At 44.8% G+C, this 16,790-nt stretch carries 17 protein-coding genes; 8 read left to right on the forward strand and 9 right to left on the reverse strand.

Annotated elements, in window-relative coordinates:
- Positions 1–6: 6 nt before the first annotated feature.
- The gene (gene ispH / locus AAW31_RS18085) at positions 7–990 is read left to right on the forward strand and encodes a 4-hydroxy-3-methylbut-2-enyl diphosphate reductase (protein ID WP_046851303.1); all 984 of its coding nucleotides are present in this window, start codon (positions 7–9) and stop codon (positions 988–990) included.
- On the opposite strand, the gene thiO is transcribed toward ispH, so the two are convergent.
- Entirely contained in the window at positions 987–2,099 is a 1,113-nt protein-coding gene (thiO, locus tag AAW31_RS18090; protein ID WP_046851304.1) for a glycine oxidase ThiO, read from the reverse strand. The genes ispH and thiO overlap by 4 nt on opposite strands.
- Before the next feature lie 291 nt (positions 2,100–2,390).
- Here thiO and AAW31_RS18095 point away from each other — a divergent pair, with 291 nt between their 5' ends.
- The 6 genes from AAW31_RS18095 (at position 2,391) to AAW31_RS18120 (ending at position 8,972) form a co-directional block, all read left to right on the forward strand.
- Positions 2,391–2,909: a GspH/FimT family pseudopilin gene (locus tag AAW31_RS18095; RefSeq protein WP_046851305.1), complete on the forward strand. Its 519-nt coding sequence runs from the start codon at positions 2,391–2,393 to the stop codon at positions 2,907–2,909.
- A gap of 44 nt (positions 2,910–2,953) precedes the next feature.
- Positions 2,954–3,343, forward strand: coding sequence for a type IV pilus modification protein PilV (gene pilV / locus AAW31_RS18100; protein WP_235264419.1), 390 nt, complete (start codon positions 2,954–2,956; stop codon positions 3,341–3,343).
- A gap of 1 nt (position 3,344) precedes the next feature.
- A complete protein-coding gene (locus AAW31_RS18105) occupies positions 3,345–4,373 on the forward strand; it encodes a PilW family protein (protein WP_046851307.1) in 1,029 nt (342 codons plus the stop codon).
- 25 nt (positions 4,374–4,398) lie between these two features.
- The gene (locus AAW31_RS18110) at positions 4,399–4,920 is read left to right on the forward strand and encodes a pilus assembly PilX family protein (protein ID WP_046851308.1); all 522 of its coding nucleotides are present in this window, start codon (positions 4,399–4,401) and stop codon (positions 4,918–4,920) included.
- Positions 4,921–4,932: 12 nt separating this feature from the next.
- Positions 4,933–8,322 (forward strand): pilus assembly protein, encoded by a 3,390-nt coding sequence (locus tag AAW31_RS18115; protein WP_052752352.1) that lies wholly within the window; start codon positions 4,933–4,935, stop codon positions 8,320–8,322.
- A gap of 197 nt (positions 8,323–8,519) precedes the next feature.
- Complete coding sequence (locus tag AAW31_RS18120; protein ID WP_046851951.1) at positions 8,520–8,972, forward strand: type IV pilin protein; 453 nt, start codon at positions 8,520–8,522, stop codon at positions 8,970–8,972.
- A 28-nt stretch (positions 8,973–9,000) separates the two neighbouring features.
- Here the strand turns inward: AAW31_RS18120 and ppx are convergent, their stop codons facing one another.
- The 3 genes from ppx to rpiA all read right to left on the reverse strand — a co-directional run bounded on the left by ppx (position 9,001) and on the right by rpiA (position 12,008).
- A complete protein-coding gene (gene ppx / locus AAW31_RS18125) occupies positions 9,001–10,521 on the reverse strand; it encodes an exopolyphosphatase (RefSeq protein WP_046851309.1) in 1,521 nt (506 codons plus the stop codon).
- Positions 10,522–10,566: 45 nt separating this feature from the next.
- The gene (phoU, locus tag AAW31_RS18130; protein ID WP_046851310.1) at positions 10,567–11,274 is read right to left on the reverse strand and encodes a phosphate signaling complex protein PhoU; all 708 of its coding nucleotides are present in this window, start codon (positions 11,272–11,274) and stop codon (positions 10,567–10,569) included.
- Between the two features lie 71 nt (positions 11,275–11,345).
- Positions 11,346–12,008: a ribose-5-phosphate isomerase RpiA gene (gene rpiA, locus AAW31_RS18135; protein WP_046851311.1), complete on the reverse strand. Its 663-nt coding sequence runs from the start codon at positions 12,006–12,008 to the stop codon at positions 11,346–11,348.
- Between the two features lie 283 nt (positions 12,009–12,291).
- On the opposite strand from rpiA, the gene mutL reads away from it, so the two are divergent.
- Positions 12,292–14,070 (forward strand): DNA mismatch repair endonuclease MutL, encoded by a 1,779-nt coding sequence (mutL, locus tag AAW31_RS18140; RefSeq protein WP_046851312.1) that lies wholly within the window; start codon positions 12,292–12,294, stop codon positions 14,068–14,070.
- 95 nt (positions 14,071–14,165) lie between these two features.
- Here mutL and AAW31_RS18145 read toward each other — a convergent pair whose 3' ends face one another.
- From AAW31_RS18145 to AAW31_RS22400, 5 genes are all read right to left on the reverse strand, one after another.
- Positions 14,166–14,354: a hypothetical protein gene (locus AAW31_RS18145; RefSeq protein ID WP_046851313.1), complete on the reverse strand. Its 189-nt coding sequence runs from the start codon at positions 14,352–14,354 to the stop codon at positions 14,166–14,168.
- Positions 14,355–14,670: 316 nt separating this feature from the next.
- On the reverse strand, positions 14,671–14,823 hold the full coding sequence (locus tag AAW31_RS20245; protein ID WP_082110518.1) for a DesA/ISL3 alpha bundle tail domain-containing protein: 153 nt from the start codon (positions 14,821–14,823) through the stop codon (positions 14,671–14,673).
- Positions 14,824–15,312: 489 nt separating this feature from the next.
- Positions 15,313–15,699, reverse strand: coding sequence for a biosynthetic peptidoglycan transglycosylase (locus AAW31_RS19310; RefSeq protein ID WP_082110519.1), 387 nt, complete (start codon positions 15,697–15,699; stop codon positions 15,313–15,315).
- Positions 15,645–15,956 (reverse strand): transglycosylase domain-containing protein, encoded by a 312-nt coding sequence (locus AAW31_RS19315; protein WP_052752354.1) that lies wholly within the window; start codon positions 15,954–15,956, stop codon positions 15,645–15,647. Before AAW31_RS19315 ends, AAW31_RS19310 begins: the two co-directional genes overlap by 55 nt.
- A gap of 655 nt (positions 15,957–16,611) precedes the next feature.
- Entirely contained in the window at positions 16,612–16,764 is a 153-nt protein-coding gene (locus AAW31_RS22400) for a DUF2188 domain-containing protein (RefSeq protein ID WP_187426878.1), read from the reverse strand.
- Positions 16,765–16,790: the final 26 nt, after the last annotated feature.

Below are 16,790 nucleotides of genomic sequence, written 5' to 3' on the forward strand. Positions count from 1 at the left end.
TAACCAATGATCAAAGTTTTGCTTGCAAACCCAAGAGGCTTTTGTGCGGGTGTCGATCGTGCCATCGAAATTGTTGAACGGGCATTAGCCATGCATGGCGCCCCCATTTATGTGCGACATGAAGTAGTGCACAATCGTTTTGTCGTGGAGGATCTGGAAAAAAAGGGAGCTGTATTTGTTGAGAACCTGGAAGAGGTTCCGCAAGAAAGTATTCTGATTTTCAGCGCCCATGGTGTTTCGCATGCGGTGCGACGAGAAGCAGCAGCACGCAAACTCAAGATATTCGATGCAACCTGCCCACTAGTAACGAAAGTGCATGTCGAAGTCGCAAAAATGCGCAAAGAAGGAAAAGAGATCATCATGATTGGCCATCAGGGCCATCCTGAAGTTGAAGGCACGATGGGTCAAGTAGAAGGACATGATAGCGGTATGTATTTGGTAGAAACAGAAGAAGATGCTGCGAATTTACAAATTAAGAATGAGCATAATCTGACTTATGTCACCCAAACGACCTTATCTGTCGATGATGCTGCACGCGTAATCGATGCATTAAAACGACGTTTTCCCAAAATCATAGGCCCGAAAAAGGACGATATCTGTTACGCCACACAAAACCGTCAGGATGCAGTTAAAAAGATGGTTAAACACTGCGATTTGGTCATAGTGGTGGGTTCTCCCAATAGCTCAAATTCCAATCGCTTATGTGAAGTAGCACGTAATGCCAATGTTGAAGCTTATATGGTTGACCGTGCTGAGCAATTACGGGAACAATGGTTAATTGGAAAAAGTTGCATTGGGATCACTGCCGGTGCCTCAGCGCCAGAAATATTAGTACAGCAGGTTTTAGACAGACTTAAGCAGATTGGCGCTGCACAAACCGGGCACGATGTCGTCATTGAGGAATTAAGTGGAGTTGTTGAGTCTGTAGTATTTCCCCTTCCTAAAGCAGAAGCGATTTCCATGGATAAATATGTGCGCGAAGCAAACTAATCGACTCCCCATCCTTTCTGATAAGGACTGATATCAAAGGGTTGTGCTCTGCCCATAATTTCATTTAATAACATTTTGGCGCTACCTGGCGCCATGGTTACCCCATAGCGAAACTGCCCGCTATTGATAAATAGATTATTCAATAATGGATGACGTCCGATTGCGGGAATATTATGCGGCGAACCTGGTCTGAGACCCGCCCAATGCTTTATCAGGGGTCTCCCCTTTAACTGGGGCAACAATTTTTGTGCGCGTCCAGATAAATGCTCGTGTGCGGCCAGTGTCGTTTGCTTGTTAAAGCCAACATCTTCCAGGGTGCTACCGACCAGTAAATGTCCATCGCGTCGAGGAATCAAATACACATCCCCCTGAAGCAAAATCGACCTGAGCGGTGATTCTTCAAACTTGTATAACAACATTTGCCCACGAATCGGCTTTATTTCGAGGCTGAGCGCATGCTTCCCTAACACTTGTTTGCTCCATGCACCTGCAGTGATGACAAAGTCAGCAGCACAATATTTGCCACAAGAGGTCCTAAGCGAGTGAACCCGATGATGCTGCGCTATGATTTCTTGTACTTCACAATGCTCAATGATGCGTCCACCGAGTTGTCCAACTTGCTGATATAACGCTCTTAATAAGCGAGGGTTACGCACCTGCGCGATATGGGGCAGAAACAGTGAATGTTCCATGGTTAAATGAAGAGGATCGATTTGCTCGCTCAATGGAACAGATTGGGTGAGCGCATCCGCTTCCGCATTTACCCGATGTGATCTCTCCCATCTTTGTGCAGCCTCGATATGATAGGGTGGCAATACCAGCATCCCACTTACCACATATTCAGCATCAATACCGGTTGATGCGTACAGCTCTGCTACCCATGCTGAAAACATGGCTGCACTATATTCCGTTAGCTGTGTCACGCTATCGGGATAGTCCCACGGGCAGAGCGCCGACAAAATACCGCCCCCTGCCCAAGATGATTCCTGCCCAACCTTAGCTCGCTCCAAAATAGTGACCGTTGCACCTTCTTTCAGCAACTGAGCTGCAGTAGCAAGCCCCATCACGCCAGCACCAACAACAATAAAATCTTGAGTCACTTCATTCATATCTCAATCGCGGCATCGCATGCAATTCACTCCATTTTTAAATCTAATTCCAAATCAAAACTGACGAGAAGGTGAGCCAGGAACAGTATCAATAATACGGCAAAGAGAGTCGACAAAATCAATTTTGATTTAGAAATCGAATAGCCCATGCTTATCTATACTAGATACGGCTCGTCTCGGACTGACCGCTAAAATTACTCTCACACGCTTAATGACCCATCAATGCAGGCTAAAGTTGATTAAAAATCATCCGTTACCTCTAGAGGAGAAAATAGGGAATAAAAATTTTATATGCTTGTTAATAGTGGTTTTACAATGTTAGAGCTTATGATTGCGCTGAGCATTGGCGCTATTTTAGCCACCATTGCAGTGCCGAGTTACCAATCGATGATGGTGCAATCACGCCTTGCTACACAGGCGAATGAGTTTCTCACAGCACTTCATTTCAGCCGTTCTGAAGCAGTGAAACGCGGTATACGAATAACCATGTGTAAAAGCAGCAGTGGCACAACCTGTACAGCTGGTAGTAACTGGCAAGATGGCTGGATAGTATACAGCGATAGCGGGACAGCAGGGACAATGGATGGCAGCGATCAAATTTTAAGAGTTTTTCCTGCATTGAAAGGCAGCACAATGGATGGTGGCTCAAAGTTTGCAGATTGGATTGCTTACTTACCTAATGGAAGTAGTCGAGGTGCGGGTGGCTTAGTAGGCACCGGCACTTTCACACTATGCAATAGCACAAAAGGACGCAAGATTACTATAAACGGTACAGGTCGACCATATACTGAGACGATGTCATCATGTTAATCCTCAAAAGAAATTCTCAATTGCCACATCAGAAGGGTGTCACCATGATTGAAGTGTTAGTGGCAATCATTGTGCTATCCATTGGTTTGCTTGGCTTGGCAGGTCTGCAGTCTGCCGGGCTTACTTATAACCAGAGTGCAAGTTTTCGCTCTACTGCCACGATGATGACTTACAGTATTCTGGACAGCATGCGTGCTAATCGTACTGCAGCAATTAATGGTAGTTATAACATCGCTATAGGCGCCTCCATCCCTTCCGGTAGCACCATTCCAGAGCAGGATCTTAACAATTGGTTTAATGAATTGGCCTTGCGCTTACCCGCTGGCACAGGCGCCATTAATGTCGCCGGTAATGTCATTACCGTTACCATTCAGTGGGATGATAGCCGTGGTACTTTAGCTGCTCAGCAATTTATTCTGACTACCCAGCTATAGCATGAAGAGAATAGCTATAACACAGCATGGTTTTACATTAGTTGAGGTGATGGTTGCCATGACCATTGGACTTTTGTTAATGAGTGGTGTCATCACCATTCTAACCTCCAGTCACCAAACCTATCGAGTCAACGATGCCCTAGCCAGAGTACAGGAAAATGCGCGCTATGCCTTCCACATACTTTCAAAAGATATCCGTATGGCTGGCTATTCGGGTTGCGCAGGCAATGGTGTGCCGACAGTGAATACCTTAAATAACTCCGCAGATTTTTTATGGCGAATCGGGCAAGCTTTGGAGGGGTTCGAGGCGACCAGCGCAACGGGATGGACACCAGCTCTGCCTCCTTCAGGGGCTATTCCCAGTCCGCTAGGAGGACGAGATATTATCGTAGTGCGCGGAGTCGATGACAGTCCCACCAAGGTTACTCAACAACCTGGTGGAAATCCACCCGACTCCGCTGATCTTAAAGTGACAGCTGGTAGCGGATTCAAAGAAAATGATATCGTCTTGGTTACTGATTGCATGGCATCAGCTATCTTTCAAATTACCCATATCAATACTTCACAAGGAATGGACAATTTGGTGCATAACACTGGTAACCCAACCACAGACACGCCAGGAAATTATACAAAAGCCTTGGGTAAGGACTTTACTAAAGGAGGCGAGCTCGTCAAGATTTCTACCCGCTCTTATTTTATTCGCATGGCAGAGGAATGGCCGGCACTTTATCGCAAGGTTGGAACAAACCCGGCGGAAGAGATGGTGAGAGGCATAGAAAACATGCAGATCGAATATGGCGAAGATCTCGATGAAAACTGGACAGTGGATAGCTATCGTACCGCCGATGCGGTGACCAATTGGGGGAAAGTCGTCAGCGTCCGAATTAGTTTATTGATGCAATCGATAGAAGATAGTATCACCAGCCAACCCCAACCCTACACCTTTAACGGCACGACAACCACCCCTACTGATCGGCGACTACGCCAGGCTTTTACCACTGTGGTAACATTGCGCAACCGAGTATCTTAATAAGTTCCAGTAAAAATGATGAGACATGATTTATCAGGAAGCTAAGTTTGGATCAAGACAACAGGGGGTCGTTCTTGCTACCGGATTAATCTTTCTCGTCATGATGACGCTGCTGGGGGTAACAGCTATGCAAACTACCCTACTAGAAGAAAAAATGGCAGGTAATTTGCGTGACGAGATTCTGGCTTTCCAAGCGGCTGAAGCAGCTCTCAGAGAGGGAGAAATGTTTCTGCAGCAGATTACCTTACCCGAATTTGACGGTTCAAATGGGCTTTATGATTATGCTCAGATTGAAACTCAAGCACCAGACCCTGTGACCTGGTCTGGATGGGCTACCTCTGGCAGAACAATAGCTACCACAATGTCAGGTGTAGCAAGCCAACCACGCTATATCATTGAACAGCTCATCACTGTCCCTGCAGAAAAAGGAGGCAGCGTGCAGCAATCAGCCACAACGATGACATCCAATATATACAGGGTCACTGCCAGAGGAGTGGGCGGCACTGAGTCAGCAGTAGTGATATTACAAAGCGATTACCGAAGATGAAGGGAGATAAAATTGAAAAAACTGGGTTTTGCCAGGATATGGATAATTGCTGCTCTTATCACTAGCATTCCCATTCACACGCAAGCAACGCTTGCCCTATCAGATGTTCCTCTCTATCTGACTACCGCCGTTGACCCTAATGTGATGTTTACGCTGGATGACTCAGGTTCCATGCAGTTTGAAATCTTGCCGGAGGATTGGATTTTTCACGAGGTTTACTACGTGTTTCCTCGGGCGAACAATGTTTATGGTGGGGGCGACTACGAGAACCGGGTCGTCGATTTCGATCCGGATAATCCTTACTCCGCAGCTTCACGTTCCAGCTACGTTAACAAAATTTATTACAACCCTACTGTAAGATACCAGCCCTGGAGCAATGCGGATGGCTCTCTGATGAACAATGCTTCGCCTACCTGTGCGTCTCATAACCCCATGAATACAAGTGCTGGCTGCCGGAATCTTACTGTCGATATCACTCAAACTGCTTTCTGGTTAGATCACGATGGTGGTTTATCGAATGCTGAATCAAGAACATTCTATCCTGCTGTTTATTTCACTTACCACGGTGGTGAGATTCTGTCCATAAGCAGTTATTCCAGGATTGAGATTAAACCCACGATCTCTTCCTATATTGGCGGAGCAGATCGGACAGATTGTGCTGCAGCCCCTGTTTGCACTTATAATGAAGAAATTCAGAATTTTGCCAACTGGTACACTTATTATCGTTCACGTATCCTGTTATCCCGTGCCGGCGTAGGTAGGGCGTTTGCTGTCCCAGGAAGTAGCGTACGAGTCGGATTTGGCGCCATCAACCAGAGAAATACTAACATCGATGGTGTTGCAACCGCTACCATTATCAGTGGGGTGAGGCAATTTAGCGGGACAAATAGAACAGTTTTTTTTGATAAGCTTTATAATCACCCTATCCCGGCAGCAGGCACCCCGCTCCGCATGGCAATAGACAACGTAGGTCGCTATTTTATGCGTACCGATGATCAGGGCCCGTGGGGCCAAACGCCTGGTTCAACGGGGGGCACTCAATATGCATGTCGACAAAATTATCATATTTTGGTAACAGATGGTTATTGGAGTGATGCTTACTCTGGAGTAGGAAATTCAGATAATACAGCGGGGAATACCATTAGCAACCACCTCCCTTATGCCATTCCTGCTGCTTATAAATATACGCCCACACTTCCTTATTCTGACAACTACAGCAATACACTTGCCGATGTAGCAATGCAATATTGGAAGAATGACTTGCGCACCGATCTTGACAATAAAGTACCCACAAACCCGGAAAATCCCGCCTTCTGGCAACATATGGTGAATTTCACAGTGGGTCTAGGTGTGCAGGGCACACTATCCTCATTACCGGCTGGATCAGAATCATGGCCAGATCCAACGTCCGGTAATGCTGCCAAAATTGATGATTTATGGCATGCCGCCGTGAACAGCAGAGGTAAGTTCTTCAGTGTACAAGACTCGACCACTATTGCCAGCAATTTGAGCAACCTCTTCAGTACTATTACCTCAAGGGTAAGCTCCTCAGCGTCGATGACCTCGAATACCAGCAGAATGAGTACCGGCACTCATATTTATCAGGCAAAGTTTAATAGCAATGACTGGAGTGGGCAGTTGTTTGCATACCAATTGAGCTCGGATGGATCGTTGGATACGATGCTATGGGAAGCTTCCTCCGTGCTGCCATCACATGATAGTCGTGCCATTTTTACCCATAATGGAACGAGCGGACTTGCGTTTACTTCCGAAAATTTTTCACTTTTATCGAGCGAACAAAAAACTGTCCTGAACACCAATATGGGAGGTATTAACGATGGGCTGGGTGCCAATAGAATTTCCTGGCTGCGAGGTGACAAAACCACTGAATTGGCACAAGGCGGGAAATTCCGTAATCGCAACAATGGTTTGCTAGGAGATATTGTCAATTCAGATCTTTTATTCGTCCAGGCGCTAGATTTTGGCTATGATGCACTACCTAGCGGGACAGCAGGACAAAACTCTTATTCTAGTTATGCTCAATCCAATGCGAGCAGAACACCGGTGATTTATACCGGAGCAAACGATGGTATGCTTCATGCCTTTAATGCTGAAACAGGTATTGAACTATTCGGTTATATCCCTGGTGCCGCTTATCCCAAACTAAGCTGGCTAACTTCACCCGATTACACGCATCGTTATTTTGTAGATGGGAATGCTTATGCCGGTGATGCTTATATCGGTGCGACTCCCAGCTGGCGAACTATTTTGCTGGGTTCGTTGGGCAATGGCGGGAAAGGTATTTTTGCACTTGATATCACCGATCCAACTAATTTTTCTGCCTCAAGTGTCCTCTGGGAATTTTCTGATGCTGACTTGGGTTTTGTGCCAGGTCAAGCAAAAATTGCGCTATTGAACAACAATATCTGGGTTGCCATTGTCTGCAACGGGTACAACAGCAGCAATGATCGTGCCTACCTTTACATCATTGATCTGCAAACAGGTACGCTGATAAAGAAAATCGCAACCAATAGCAGTACCAGCAATGGCCTTTCCAGCCCGGCCTTGGTTGATACGAATGGCGACAGAATCATCGATATCGTTTATGCGGGCGATCTGCAAGGCAATATCTGGAAATTTGATCTATCACACAGCAATACAAATCAATGGGACATTGCTTACAAGGCAGGCAATACAATGGTCCCCCTCTTTACAGCTAGGAATGCCAGCAATCAGGTACAGCCCATCACTTCCCCCCTGGAAATCGGACTTCATCCCAGCGGTGGATACCTCGTTTATTTTGGCACGGGTCAGTATATTGCATCGGGGGATAATGCCAACACTCACATACAATCTCTCTATGGCATCCGGGATAATGGCAGCCCCATATCAGTAACAGATCGAAGCACGCTCCAACAGCAAACGATCCTGACTGAAACAGTGCTGCCTCCTTTTGAACGCACGGTATCAAACAATCCAGTAAACTGGTCGATTAAACAAGGATGGTATCTCGATCTTTTGCCACCGGCAGGCGGGCATCCCCAAGGGGAACGCTCCGTCATTATGCCCCAGCTCAGTTTTGGACGGATTGTCTTTACTACGCTCGTTCCTTCCACTGATCCCTGTGTTTCTGGCGGCCAGAACTGGTTAATGCTGTTAAACTCGGAAACAGGGGGAATGCTGACCACTTTGCAATTTGATACTGATAATAATGGCATGCTCAATAACGAAGATCGGCTAATCGCGGCTATTGGCTCCGACGGAGTACGCAGCGAATCAGTCACTATCAGTGCAGGTAATCTCACCCACCTGATTGCTGGTTCAACCTCTGGTTTAATTGAAGCCAATACGATTAAAGGAAGCTCACTTAATCCACGTCGCTCCTGGAGGCAGATACAATAACAATAGAAGAATTTAAACAATTAAACAGGCACTCCTGTTTATTCATAGAATCTAATATCATTTAATTCCATTTCCAAATCAAAAATGACGCGAAGGCAAGCCGCAGAAGTATCAATCATACGGCAAGGTGAAGCCAACCAAGTCAGTTTTGATTTGGAAATAGAATAACATCTGATTAGGATACAGGAATGGGACAAATGACTAGCACAATCCAGCCGAGAAAAAGATTATTGGGTTTTACCTTGATCGAAATAATGATCGTTATAGCAGTGATTGGTATTCTGGCGGCAATTGCACTGCCTTCCTATCAAGAGCATGTTCGTCGTACCAATCGTGCAGAAGCCAAAGGTATTCTGCTGGAGATGGCGCAGTTACTGGAACGTAATTTTACTGAGGCGAATCGGTATGACCTGAAAAGCGACACAACCAGTTTTACTTTACCCGTTACCCAGTCTCCCAAGACTGGTACAGCAAAATATACCATCCGGTTTTCACCAGACACCTTGACACAAAATAGCTATACACTGGAAGCTGTTCCAACAGGTTCGATGGCTAATGATGCCTGTGCCACGCTGACATTAACGCATACGGGCATCAAAGGCGTCAGCGGTAATCCATCATTAACCGCATCAGATTGTTGGCAACGTTAATTGTGCTCAGCATCCTCTCTAAAAAGACTCAAACAAAGTCCTCCTTTGCGGAAGTACCTTGAATACAAAAATTAATTTTCAGCGCTGCCCAAGCATCAATTTCTGCATTGAGTAAAGTTTCAGTTAACGGATTGCGCTCTAACCATGCTTGCGAAATAAATAGCTTACAGATTCCACTGCCTGCTTGTATTCTCATGGGAGGTAATTCAATATTCATGCGGCTGCGGTAGAAAATGGTCGCTAAGCGCAGCGCTATCGATTGAGCCAGACTAATAAAATTGCTCAGAAATTCACTGACTTTGGTCAGAGATCCCTGATGAGCGAGTACAAGCTGACTGAGCTGCATCTGCTCCATTTTGGAAAAACCCGGTATATCTGCATTCCCAAGGATATAAGCAGAATGTTTATGATAGCCAGAATGGGCGACCGAAATGCCAACCTCATGCAGGCGTGCTGCCCAGGACAATAAATGCAAGGCATCTTCTACTGTTTCCTCATCAGGATAATTAGCCAGGAGTTGCTTCCCCAGCGCTAAAGACAGCGATTCTATGCGTGCGGCTTGGACAGAATCAATACGGTAACGTTGCATAAATTGCCGCACGGACACTTCTCGCATATCTTCATTATGAACGCGGCCAAGCATATCGTAGAGCACGCCCTGCCGCAGTGCGCCTGTCGCAAGCAGCATACGTGGAATGCCCAATTCCTTGAAGGCAGCAAACATGATGGCAAAGCCACCTGCAATTACAGGTGCACGATCGGGATGTAAACCGGCAATGGCAATCTTTCTGATATCACCCACTTTTAGAAGGTATTCACGAAATGCTTCCAAACCTGCCAGTGTAATCCCTTCTCTTTTATCACCATTAAAGTTATTCAATCTAAGAATACGGTCTAATGCACGCGCTGTTCCAGAAGAACCATACACTTCTTGCCATTGATCAGCTGAGAATTCTGTTGTAATACTCTGTATCTCAGTTTGCGCTGCAAGCTCAGCCCTTTTCATGATACCCTTACTAATCTTCCCATCCGGGAAAAAGCGCAAACTATGGCTGACACAGCCCATATAAAGGCTTTCCAGTTTATTGGGTTCCAGGCGCGTGCCAATAATAAATTCGGTGGAGCCACCGCCGATATCGATGATCAGCCGGTTATTATCGGAAGCTGGCAGGCTGTGTGCGACCCCCAGATAAATAAGACGTGCTTCTTCATGGCCGCCAATGATCTCGATGGGAAATCCCAATACAGCCTCTGCTCTTACCAGGAACTCTGCAGCATTTTTGGCAACACGAAGTGAGTTTGTACCCACCACACGCACAGCATGAGTTGGAAAACCTCTTAGACGCTCACTAAAGCGTTTTAAACAATCCAGGGCACGCAGCTGGCATGCTTCGTCCAGCTTTCTGTCATGCGCCAGTCCGGCAGCCAGCCGAACCATTTCCTTTAAGCTATCTAATGGATAAAGCTGTTTGCCCACCACACGCGCCACTTGAAGGTGGAAGCTGTTGGAGCCAAGATCAACTGCAGCAAGCGTTGGATATTCGCGCATAACCCTCTGCCTAAATGTTAGGCATGGCTAAATTACACAAATGATTTACCCTCTTACTTCGCGTTCAATTTCCTCAACAGTAACATGGCGAACATCCTTGCCTTTGACCATATAAACCACATACTCAGACATGTTTTTTGCATGATCACCAATACGTTCGATCGCTTTTGCCACAAAAAGAATTTCCAGTGAGGTAGAAATTTTACGCGGATCTTCCATCATAAACGTGATGAGCTGCCGAAGAATAGCACGAAATTCTTCATCAACCAGCTCGTCCTGGCGTACTATGCGTGCAGCAGCGTTCAGATCCAAGCGGGCAAAAGCATCCAGCGCTTGGTGCAACATACCCGAAGCAATTTGAGCAACGTGTTTAACTTCCACAAAACGTGGCGCATGTAAGCGATCAGTTGAATAAATGAGCCGCGCCATGCGAGCGATTTTTGCAGCTTCATCACCGATTCGTTCCAAGTCAGTGATGGTCTTGATTACCGTCATAATCATACGTAAATCACTCGCTGTGGGTTGTCTAAGGGCAATAATCTGACTACATATCTCATCAATGGATACTTCCATGGCATTGACACGGTGGTCATTGTCAATGACCTGGTCAATGATAGTTTCATTGCCTTCTGTTAAGGCATCTATTGCCCGTTCAATTTGTTCTTCAACAAATCCACCCATTTGTAACACACGGGTTCGCACTTCTTCCAGATCTGCATCAAACCGTTTTGAAATATGTTCTTTAATAGCCATATTGCACCCTCAGCCAAGTCAGATGAAACTATTATTTATGTCATCAATAATATTTTTATTATAGGTCTCAACTAGCCAACAGTAATTGTTTCAACACCAGCATCTGTGCCTAGCAACAAAACATTGGCACCTTTTCTGGCAAACAATCCGTTAGTGATCACTCCTGTTATTTGGTTAAGCGTCGTTTCCAGCTCAACCGGGTTCAGGATTTGTAGACCATGTATATCCAAAATAACGTTACCATTATCGGTAGTAAACCCCTGACGCAGCGCTGGATGACCACCCAGCAAGGTAATTTCACGAGCCACATAACTGCGCGCCATTGGAATAACTTCTACTGGAAGTGGAAAACTACCCAAGATATTGACTAATTTACTCTGGTCAGTGATGCATATGAATTTTCTGGCTACCGCTGCAACAATTTTTTCTCTGGTCAAAGCGCCGCCGCCACCTTTGATCATATGCAAATGCTTAGTAATTTCATCTGCACCATCGACATAAACAGGCAAATCTGCAACTGTGTTAAGATCTAATACATCTATTCCATGCTTGTGCAAACGTTGTGCAGTTGCCTCGGAGCTGGCAACTGCACCTTCAATTTTATGTTTGATTTTAGCAAGCTCATCGATAAAATAATTTGCAGTAGAACCGGTTCCAACCCCGATTACAGCCCCAATCGGGACATATTGAATGGCGGCCTGTGCAGCCGCACGCTTTTGCTCATCTTGTGTCATGGTGCTCCTATGTCGATATCAAGTAATAGTCAACCATCAGAATAGTATTAACTGAATATTTAGACAATAACTACATTGTTTCCTGAGTAGCACTTAACAGTTCTGGCTATAACTCCCATTTCTCAATAGAAGATTGCACGATTAATAGAAGATTGCACGATTTCAACCTAGAACCAGAAATTTTTGCCTTTTCGATTTCAGTAAAATTAGTATGTGATACCCTCGCAAGAGTATCATAACTTTAAGGCAAAATAATGGCTATGAATACTCATTTTATTTTTATATGAATGTAATCAAGTTGCTTCCGGATGTGCTCATCAATCAGATCGCTGCAGGAGAAGTCATCGAGCGGCCCGCCTCGGTACTGAAAGAAATACTAGAAAACAGTATAGATGCTGGTGCAACAGAAATTACTGTCCAAATTATGCAAGGCGGCCTTAACCTGATCCGCGTAGCTGATAATGGAAAAGGAATTTCCGGAATGGACCTGCCTCTTGCGTTAGCACGCCATGCCACCAGCAAAATCAGCGCCCAGGAAGATTTACACAAAATAGCCAGTTTAGGTTTTCGTGGCGAAGCACTCGCAAGTATCGGAGCTGTCTCTCGATTATTGTTAATGAGTTATCAATCAGGCGACAAACATGCCTGGCATATTCAGGCTGAAGGAGGGCAAGTTACCCGTCCAGAACCGACAGCGCGTGACATTGGCACTACTCTGGAAGTGCGTGATCTTTTTTTTAATTTGCCAGCACGTCGTAAATTTCTGAAAACAGAAGCTACTGAATTTGCACATTGTGAAGAAGTATTCCGGCGTATCGCTCTTTCCCATGCCCATATTGCATTCAATTTGCAACACAACAATAAGACACGACATCACTTATATGCGGTCGATATCCTTCAGCGTATTACAGCTGTTCTAGGAAAAGAATTTAGTCAAAGTGCCGTACTGGTTTCTGAGCAGGCAAATGATATCAGCTTGCAAGGCATGGTCGCATTGCCAACTTATTCGCGTTCAGCTCGTGACTTGCAATATTTTTATGTCAACGGCCGCTACGTGAGGGACAAGCTGATTTCCCATGCTTTACGTGAAGCCTATCGCGATGTGCTCCATCTGGATCGGCACCCCGCTTTTGTGCTCTATCTTCAAATCAATCCTCAAAATGTAGATGTTAACGTGCATCCAGCCAAAGCAGAAGTGCGTTTCCGTGATGCGCGCGCTATCCATCAATTTGTTTTCCACAGTATCAACAAAGTATTGGCCTCACCTCACCGTCAAGCAGATTCTCAAATACCTCCTGCTATCGTTACCCAAGTAACCGATAACCCTAAGCGTCTTCCAATAACCTATTCACGACAAATAAATTTACCGCTTACAAGCGTTGCACAATCCTCAACTTTTTATCCAACCTTATATGGTGACAAACCGGATTTGCTGAAAATGGATCCTGGTAATCCACCTATTCAGCCCACGCAGCCAATTCCACCGTTAGGCTTTGCATTAGGACAATTGCTCGGGGTTTATATTCTGGCACAAAATGAGCAAGGTCTTATCATTGTAGATATGCATGCTGCTCACGAGCGCGTGGTTTATGAAAAACTCAAATCAGCGCTTGATCAACGATCATTATCCATGCAACCGCTGCTAATTCCAGTTACCTTTCAGGCTGATCGATTAGATGTCGCTACAGTTGAAGACAACTATACTGTTTTAAATGAGCTAGGTTTTGAAATAGCTATTCTTTCTCCCACCTCGTTAATTATACGAGCAGTATCAGCAGTGCTGAAAGATGCCGATATAGTCAAGCTTACACGCGATGTATTAGCTGAAATTCGTGAGTTTGGAGGCAGTCAGATATTAACCAGTAGACGTAACGAACTCTTGGCTACCATGGCTTGCCATGGCTCTGTCCGTGCCAATCGACAATTAACAATTCCAGAAATGAATGCACTGCTGCGCGAAATGGAAGCAACCGAACGCTCAGATCAATGCAATCATGGCAGACCCACCTGGTTCGCACTTAGTCTGGCAGAGCTTGACAAGATGTTCATGCGAGGGAATTAACTGCAATAGCCAAGCAAACAACAACTGTGTTCTATAGCTTCAGTCTCGCACAAGACCTGAAACTATAGAACACTCATGAATCCACTCATGAATCTTTAGTAATTTGATTTCTCTTCTGTGGATCTGGCTTTACCTCCACCTTCCTGAGCATCTGTTGGTATTTGATGGAAAGGCTGAATAGTTTTCCCGTACGCCGAAGGATCAGGTGTCTCTGGTGCTGATGGTTTGCCGCAACCAACTAACATTAGTATTGTTATCATTGCAGCTATGTATTGAACTCTCATGTTAAATTCCTTTAACGTAAGCAAATAATTAAATTGTTTCTTAAACTACGATGAGGATAGTACCCGTTATAACTATGCACAACATTGATCTTAGTCAAACATTAAAAATAAAAGACTCCTGTATACCTTTCCCGTTAACTAAGTAAACGACTGAAGAGACGATAGGTAAATGACGGTTAGGGAAGAAGATGCGGTCGAAATAGGCAAGAATGCCTGACCAATGAGCATCAATGCTGTTAAAGAATTGCTTGGAACATATTCATATTAGAAGCAGCTGCTTTTTTACCCACTCATCAAGTGCTTTCTGAGCCGAGGTTTAATTCGGCTGGGGCCAGATATTGCGTAATTTTTCTTTCATGTAATAGGTCTTTGCCAAGGATTTATTGAGCTTGAGTGCCTCATCCAGATGTTGATGCTCATTGTGCATGTTATCCAGATTGTCAGGATTCTTGAGCAACAACCAAAGCATCCCTATCAAAAGGGTTTATCCAGCCTATTTTTTTGCCTCTCATTGCAGATCGAGACGCAGTTTTGTCAGTTTTTCATTGAACAACTAACCGTTGAGATGCTCTTCAAATTCTATATATTCTGAATCATTCTTATCTGGTTATGCTATATTGGTATCGTTCGAATGCGCCGAACACTCCTCTCGACAGTATACGTTATTCCATTTTTAAATCTAAAGTGTATTTATTGAATTTTTTATCGATGTAATTTCAATTACTTGACACAATTAATAATTAACTTTTGATTTAGAAATGGAATTACAACATTGACAAACTGGTCATCTCAGATGTCAATGATCTTCTTGTATCGCAACCACGTCTGCTACCGAATAGATGACGACCTTATTGATTTGTAATTTTATGAAGGAGAATCGACGCAGACCTCTTCTTTATGCCACTTTGGTCTGGGTGTTAATTCTTGTGGGTTTCAGGGTATATTGTGCCCCTCTGGGCTATGGATATGGCAGTTCAACATTATCCATGCGATCGAGGATGAATTGCTGGCGACGCAACAATCTTTTCGATGGATTGGCAGGGAGTCTTGAATTGGCGATAGCTGCGGCTAGCAAAGCCGCCTGCTCTCGGTTTAGTTTCGAGGCAGGGATTCTGAAATACATCCTGGCTGCTGCTTCTGCGCCCCAAATACCGTCGCCCCATTCGATCACATTCAGGTAGATCTCAAAAATACGATGCTTGCTAAGCTCAGTTTCGAGCTGCTGGACGATGAAGAGCTCACGCAACTTGAAGAACTGATTTTCCGAAGGCGAAGAATAAAGGTTCTTGGCTAACTGCTGTGTAAGGGTCGTACCCCCTGGTTCGTCAGTTCCTTTTTCTTCCAGTTCATTTCAACGTAATTAAGCAGCTTACCGAAATCGACACCTTCACGCGAAAAAAAAGTGGCATCCTGCGCCGCAAGTACCGCATGTTTCAGATGAGGAGATATCTGTTCGTACGGAACCCCGTACTGAATGTGTCGCTTTATTATGCCCTTATGCTGCGCCTCAGCGGCACGCATATCGATAAATGCGGTCGACGCAGGATTTGTTAGTCCGAAGGGAACGAATATCGGGTAGGGTGAAAAACACTTGTGCGACATAACAGGCAATGCCCACAACGACTACCATGATTACCCACCACTAGCGTGAAGGCAACAGGGCATAAGAAGCATAAGCAGACATATCCTTTCCATATAAAAAATATTTTGCTGAGTGTTGTAATAACAAGAAGAGATTTTTTTCTAGCTTAGACTGAGAAGCTGTTTGGAAACTCTGAGCTTTAGCGTGAATATAGCGGTATTATGCTGTTAATATGCATTCACTATTGCCCACTTAAGCAAAATCAAGATCAAGCTGTCGTAATGATAATGGAATGGATATCTGCTATCTAGATGGCATCGAATTGCCAGAGTAGAGGTATTCTACTATTCCTGCCGGGGATGTATTCACCTGGTTTAAATCCGCCGGAACACCTTTAGGATGAACTGAGAGAAGAATGCTTTCGCCCCCCAAAAAAAGTAAATCTGTCATGTGGAAAGTTCCTCCCACAACAGCAAAATTTCAGGGTTATGCAGATGCCTTAACAATCTTCAGTATCATTTCAGATAAAGCAAACAAAAGTACTTCACTAACTCAGAAAATATGAACTATATTGAAGCAGATCCTGCGGTAAAAGTCCCTGCTTTTCTCGGCTAGCAGTTACTGCAAACTGCTCATAATTTCCGTTCAACCGGATCGATTAGAGTCGCGATAAAATCATTGTTTAGCTTTGGCAATAGCAATACGGATTGAACGATCCTCCTCCATCCCGTCCGCCAATAGAGCATTGGCAATATCGATGGCTTTCAGCCGGACTGACAGCGGTAAATTTTGCATAGCTGGCGGGCAATGCTCAGCAGTCCAAGGCATGAATTACTTTCATTCAAACTAAAATT

Source organism: Nitrosomonas communis, from assembly GCF_001007935.1.
In the GTDB taxonomy this organism is placed as follows: domain Bacteria; phylum Pseudomonadota; class Gammaproteobacteria; order Burkholderiales; family Nitrosomonadaceae; genus Nitrosomonas; species Nitrosomonas communis.

Coding starts and splice junctions, on each gene's coding strand:
- ispH (WP_046851303.1), top strand. CDS start 7: ATGATCAAAGTTTTGCTTGCAAACCCAAGAGGCTTTTGTGCGGGTGTC.
- thiO (WP_046851304.1), bottom strand. CDS start 2,099: ATGAATGAAGTGACTCAAGATTTTATTGTTGTTGGTGCTGGCGTGATG.
- AAW31_RS18095 (WP_046851305.1), top strand. CDS start 2,391: ATGCTTGTTAATAGTGGTTTTACAATGTTAGAGCTTATGATTGCGCTG.
- pilV (WP_235264419.1), top strand. CDS start 2,954: ATGATTGAAGTGTTAGTGGCAATCATTGTGCTATCCATTGGTTTGCTT.
- AAW31_RS18105 (WP_046851307.1), top strand. CDS start 3,345: ATGAAGAGAATAGCTATAACACAGCATGGTTTTACATTAGTTGAGGTG.
- AAW31_RS18110 (WP_046851308.1), top strand. CDS start 4,399: ATGATTTATCAGGAAGCTAAGTTTGGATCAAGACAACAGGGGGTCGTT.
- AAW31_RS18120 (WP_046851951.1), top strand. CDS start 8,520: ATGACTAGCACAATCCAGCCGAGAAAAAGATTATTGGGTTTTACCTTG.
- ppx (WP_046851309.1), bottom strand. CDS start 10,521: ATGCGCGAATATCCAACGCTTGCTGCAGTTGATCTTGGCTCCAACAGC.
- phoU (WP_046851310.1), bottom strand. CDS start 11,274: ATGGCTATTAAAGAACATATTTCAAAACGGTTTGATGCAGATCTGGAA.
- rpiA (WP_046851311.1), bottom strand. CDS start 12,008: ATGACACAAGATGAGCAAAAGCGTGCGGCTGCACAGGCCGCCATTCAA.
- mutL (WP_046851312.1), top strand. CDS start 12,292: ATGAATGTAATCAAGTTGCTTCCGGATGTGCTCATCAATCAGATCGCT.
- AAW31_RS18145 (WP_046851313.1), bottom strand. CDS start 14,354: ATGAGAGTTCAATACATAGCTGCAATGATAACAATACTAATGTTAGTT.
- AAW31_RS20245 (WP_082110518.1), bottom strand. CDS start 14,823: ATGCTTTGGTTGTTGCTCAAGAATCCTGACAATCTGGATAACATGCAC.
- AAW31_RS19315 (WP_052752354.1), bottom strand. CDS start 15,956: ATGTCGCACAAGTGTTTTTCACCCTACCCGATATTCGTTCCCTTCGGA.
- AAW31_RS22400 (WP_187426878.1), bottom strand. CDS start 16,764: ATGCCTTGGACTGCTGAGCATTGCCCGCCAGCTATGCAAAATTTACCG.